The following is a 4,900-nucleotide window of genomic DNA, read 5'->3' as shown; positions in this document are numbered from 1 at the left end:
AATCCCCAACATAACCAACAAGCTTATGGGGGGAGACCTTTACGGCTGCCACGCGGGCCGTCCGCTCGGCCATACTCAGCATCGCCGCACAATCAGAATGACAAGACAATCTGATGGGTAGCAGGAATGGCCTATTGAATCAGCGAAAGACCTGGCGTAGACTCGCGGCAATATTCCTGGGAACTCTTTTGGAATCAGTTTTGGGGTGAGTATGTTTGCGCCGGAGGTTCTTATGAGCGGCCTATCCAACAAGTATTTCTCCGAATCTAAACTTCTTGTGTCTATCGCCGGGTCACTTCGCAGCCTGTTTCACCGCGGGCTTCGCAGGAAGGTGGCGTGCCTCGCGATAATCTTGAACATGCTAATCTGGCCTGTGCCCGGAGTGACGCTCAAGACAATCCTCTATCCAGTGCCGGCGCTGGCTTCAACGGTTGGCTCTACGCTGAGCACGCTCAGTTCCGCGGGCGGCGAACTTGGTTCCTTCTTCAGCGGGCTTGCGGCGTCTATTGTGTTCATTCACGCAGGGCCAATCATCGTGCCGGTGCCCTTGCTGCCGCTGTGGGCGTTCCAATTGGGCAGGGAAAGCGCGCGGGAGATGAATTCGATAGTCGGTTGGGAACGCTCCGTAAAGCTTCTTGAACTCACGCACAAAGTGGCTTGAGTCGCTCACTCCAACGGCGGCGCTGATATCTTTGACCTTCATCCAGGTGGTCTCCAACAACTCTCTTGCTCTCTCCATTCTCAGCTTTCTCAGGTACTGCCCAGGAGACTGGCTCGTCGCCAGCTTGAATAGATGCGAGAACCGAGATAGCGAAAGGTTCACGGACTCGGCAATCTCGGCGAGAGACGGATTGTGCCGAAGATCGTCCGTCATTGAGTCGATTACTTCTTCTATTCGCGGGTCCATCGCTCAAGACCCCTTCTATCGTTCTGAAATTAGTTGCGAGTGCGAGAATGCCCTCACTAAGCATGACGGAAACGCGAGTCACATGATGCAGACTTTCTTGGAGCAGCCGGCCGTTTGCTTGATACACGGTTCCGGCGGCGGGAGTGTGCCCTGGCACTGGCGGGTGCGAATGAGATGGAGCTTAAGGCTCGGCAAGCTGAACGACGTCAGCTCGCTGGCGAGCAGAGGCGAGCCAGCGGTTGACCTCGGCGTCGATCTTTTCCTGCTTCAAGAATGCGACGATCAAGTCACGGACCTGTTGGTCTTCAAGCGGCGGCGGGACCTGACCACCGGCACGAACCCTGGGCGCAAGGGTCTCGTCGTAGTAGCGTTTGATCTCCTGCTCGGTGACAACGACAAACGATCGGAACCTGAAATCAACAAACCTGTCGATCAAGATCCTGTGGCGGATCAGCTCGTCGATCTTCTGCGGCGTCAGGCCAACTGAACCGGCCCGCTCACGAAACTGCGCTTCGGATTTGAAGGTCTTGATCAGCTCCGTCCGCTTCTTGTCGATCTCGTCCTGGGTTATCTCGGTCGTCGGAATGCGCGCGGCCTCCTGCGCGATCAACCGTTCATCAATCATCACGTCAAGCTTCCGGCTGAGAAGATCAGATCCGACAGGACCGACCGGGCTTGGCGCTTGCGCATCCATTGCGATGCTCCACAGCAAGTCAATGCGCGTGATGATTTCATCGTTGACCAGGGTTAGTATCTGATCCACGATTTGTTGCGCATGAGCCCGCGGCGCGATCAGCGCAATCATACAAAGCATTAAGGCGCCGGCAATGAGTTTCGGGGCAAACTGGCGTTTCGCCCGGATCACAGGTTGGGAAGGGTGGCTTGCCCCCGCCTCTTGTAAGGTTGCGCCCGCGATCTCATCTCTTTTCACAAAAGCGGGGGCAAGCCACCCTTCCCAACCTGTGATTCGGGGAAAGTTGCTTGTTACTGCGCGCTTCCTCTCGGAGAGAGAGCAGAACAATCGATCTATCGATCCACTTAGCATGCTAAAACGTCTGCCCTATAGTGAAATGTTTATGCGAGCCGGCTACATTCGGCGGCTTGTTCGCGACGAGAAAACCGTAATCAAATCTCACCGGCCCGATCGGCGTCTTAAGCCTCAACCCGAAGCCAAACGTCTGAGTGATGTTGCCGAGCTTGATGTCACGCACCCGCGCGAACACGTTGCCGGTATCAGAAAATACCGCGCCTCCAACGGGTCCAAATAGCGGAAATCTGACCTCGCTGCTTAGTACCAGCACCGCGTTGCCGCCCAGCGGGCTCAAGACCTTAATCGTGTTTCCGTTCCCATCTTTTACTACGTCCCCGTTTGAGTCGCGCTTGGGTACCAGTATTTGCGGTCCCGCTTCTTCAAACCCGAGACCTCGAAGATCGCGCGCCCCGCCGGCAAAAAACCGCTCGGAGATAGGCATCGAATCCCTGCCACCGAACGGACTGGCCAGTCCCAGCCGCGCCGACATTGAAAAGACGGTGTCGCGGAATCGCTTAATCGGATAAAAGCGAGCGTGCTCGGCGTAGAACTTCACAAACGCCTCGTTGCCGCCCAGAGCGGTCGCCGCAACGAAGAAGCTGCCAATGGTTTGATTGCCCGATGTCGGATCGAACTTGTTGTCGCGTTTATCACGCACAAAACTCGGCCCGATACGGCCAAGCCTGATCGGTTGCGAGTCGCGCCTGATCTCTTCAAGGGTAAGCCCCTCGCAATCGGGGCTGGGCGCCGAGCACGGGAGGTCGAAGATGCTGATCCGTTCAAAGTAGTAGCTGAAGTAGACGATGAAGTCGAGTGAGTAACGCTTTTCTACTTGCAAGTTCGCCGTGTAGCGATCGGTACGAAAGCTCTTCTCGCCCAGCCTTCGCGCGAAGATCGAAATGAGCGCTGGAAAGTCCTTTCCGAACGGACGCGGATTCTGAAACGATAGCTGCCCGAATAGCTCGTTCTGCGAGACGCGTATCTGGGTGCTGGCGCTGTCCAGCATGCCAAACAGGTTGTAATAGGTGAGCTGCGTAAGCCCGCGCACACCGCCGAGAAAACTGAGCGCCGGAATCGTTTTGGTGTTGGCCGTATTCGTCTGATAACCGAGCCCGTAGACCACATCGCGGCGCTTCGCCTCGAGCACGTTCACCGTCACGTCGCGTTCTTCGATGCCGTTTGCATTTTGGCCGATCGCATCTGAACTGATCGTTACCGAGTTGAAGGCGTTGGTCTCATAGAGTTGGCGCTCGGTTTCCTGCAACAGGTCCGTGCGCAGCCATTCACCCGCTTTGAAAAGGTAGAAGTCGCGGGTGAGCCGGCTGGTGCTGGTGACAGCCGCGCCGCGCGTTGTCACGCCGTGAATGCGAACCCGATTCCCTTCCGTCACGTTGAACATCAATCGCACGCGGTCCTGGCCGTCGACGCTGCCCATATCCACCACGTCAGACGAGACTTCAGCGGAAGCGAATCCCGGCGTGGTGTAAGCGGCAAGCAGTTGATCGGCATCATTGGTCACTACGCTTTCAACCAGCGGGTCGCCGAGCTTGATCTCCAGCCGCTGCGTCAACTCGGCGGTGGTCATCACCTGATTGCCGCGCATACCTACCTCTTCGACGTAGGTCCGCGGCCCTTGATCAACCTCAAAGGTGATGATCAGTTTGTCCCCTTTCAGCGACACGCCGCGTCTGACCTCTACGTGCGCCCTGCGGTAGCCGAGCGAGCGCAGGCGCTTGGAGACCAGATTCGCGTCCTGGCGGAGAATGTCATCGCTTGTGATACCCCGGCTTCCGAAAAACGGAATAGACGTGGCCATCTTCGACTTCATCTGATCTTCGAGCGTGCGGTGTGGGATCGCATCCACGCCCTCAATCTCGATATCGCTGAGCTTGTACCGTTTGCCTGGATCGATCGTATAGGTCAGGGTAACTGACGGCTGAGAGAGATCGGGCATATTTGGGCGGTCCACGCCGGCAAAGAAGTAACCTTGCCGCTGCGCGTAATCCAACAAACTGCGCCGCCCTTCTTCAAGCGTGAAATCATCGATGCCGCCCTGGGTGTAAAAGGGTAGAACTTTTATCTTATCCTTCGGCTTGATATCGAGACCGGTAACTATAATGTCGACCCGAGGGCCTGATTCCACGTTGATGGCAACGGCGGCTGAGTTGTTGTTGGTGTCCGTCGTGATGTTGTTGGTAACGCGCGCCGCGAGGTAGCCCTCTTTCAAATACGCTTCTTTTGTATGATCCATCGCGTCCTGCACGAGGGCCTGACTGAAGGGCTGGCCTTCGACTATTTTGGGCGTCACTTTCGACAGATCGATCTCGGTGCCTTTGATTTCGAGCTTGTAGCTCGCCACGCGAGCCTGCTCTCCGGGTGTGATGTTGTAGACGACCACGGCTCGAGTGCTCGTAGAGTCTAGCCGTATCTCATAGTTGATCTTTGCTTGATAGTAGCCGCGCGCAGAATAGTAGGCGGTAAGGTCTCCGAGCCCGCGCGTTACGGCGCCAAGCGAGAGGCGCTCTCCGGCATCGAGTTGATTCAACCTCGCTTTGAGTTCTGCTGGCGGAAAACTCGGCGTGCCCTCGAAGACGACGTTCTCAATGCGAGCTTGCGGCTTGACGATGAAACGCAGCGCAACACCGTTCGCCCCATCGTTGGCCCCTTCAACTCGCGCGCCCGAGATCAGCCCCGAGCGATGGAGTCTCAGCAGCGAATCGTGAATGCGAACCGGCGAGTAGTCCTGGCCCGGCGCGACGTCGAGCAGCGACCTTATCTCAACGACGTTTGCGTTTGGCGCACCCTCGATGACCACGTCCACCCGCGTCACCTGCCGCCCGAGAAAGTCGCCGACCTCACTTGCCAGTCCTGAAGGCACGAGGCAAAAAGCAAAGAGCAAAGCGCACAGGGCGAAGGGCAGAGTGCGACGGACGACGTACGACGGGCGACCGGCCGACGGGCGA

3 protein-coding genes are annotated in these 4,900 nt (G+C 57.1%); 1 reads left to right on the top strand and 2 read right to left on the bottom strand.

Features of this window, described 5'->3' with window-relative positions; genetic code table 11:
- Positions 1-232: 232 nt before the first annotated feature.
- On the top strand, positions 233-661 hold the full coding sequence (locus AABO57_28630) for a hypothetical protein (protein ID MEK6289701.1): 429 nt from the start codon (positions 233-235) through the stop codon (positions 659-661).
- Positions 662-1,088: 427 nt separating this feature from the next.
- Here AABO57_28630 and AABO57_28625 read toward each other — a convergent pair whose 3' ends face one another.
- Positions 1,089-1,721: a hypothetical protein gene (locus tag AABO57_28625; GenBank protein MEK6289700.1), complete on the bottom strand. Its 633-nt coding sequence runs from the start codon at positions 1,719-1,721 to the stop codon at positions 1,089-1,091.
- Between the two features lie 232 nt (positions 1,722-1,953).
- The coding region (locus AABO57_28620; GenBank protein MEK6289699.1) for a POTRA domain-containing protein at positions 1,954-4,900 on the bottom strand (2,947 nt) is incomplete at its 5' end.

The organism is Acidobacteriota bacterium (assembly GCA_038040445.1).
Classification (GTDB): Bacteria; Acidobacteriota; Blastocatellia; order UBA7656; family UBA7656; genus Onstottus_A; species Onstottus_A frigus.
Note: the sequence above shows the minus strand (reverse complement) of the source record. Positions and strands in the feature narration are given on the sequence as shown.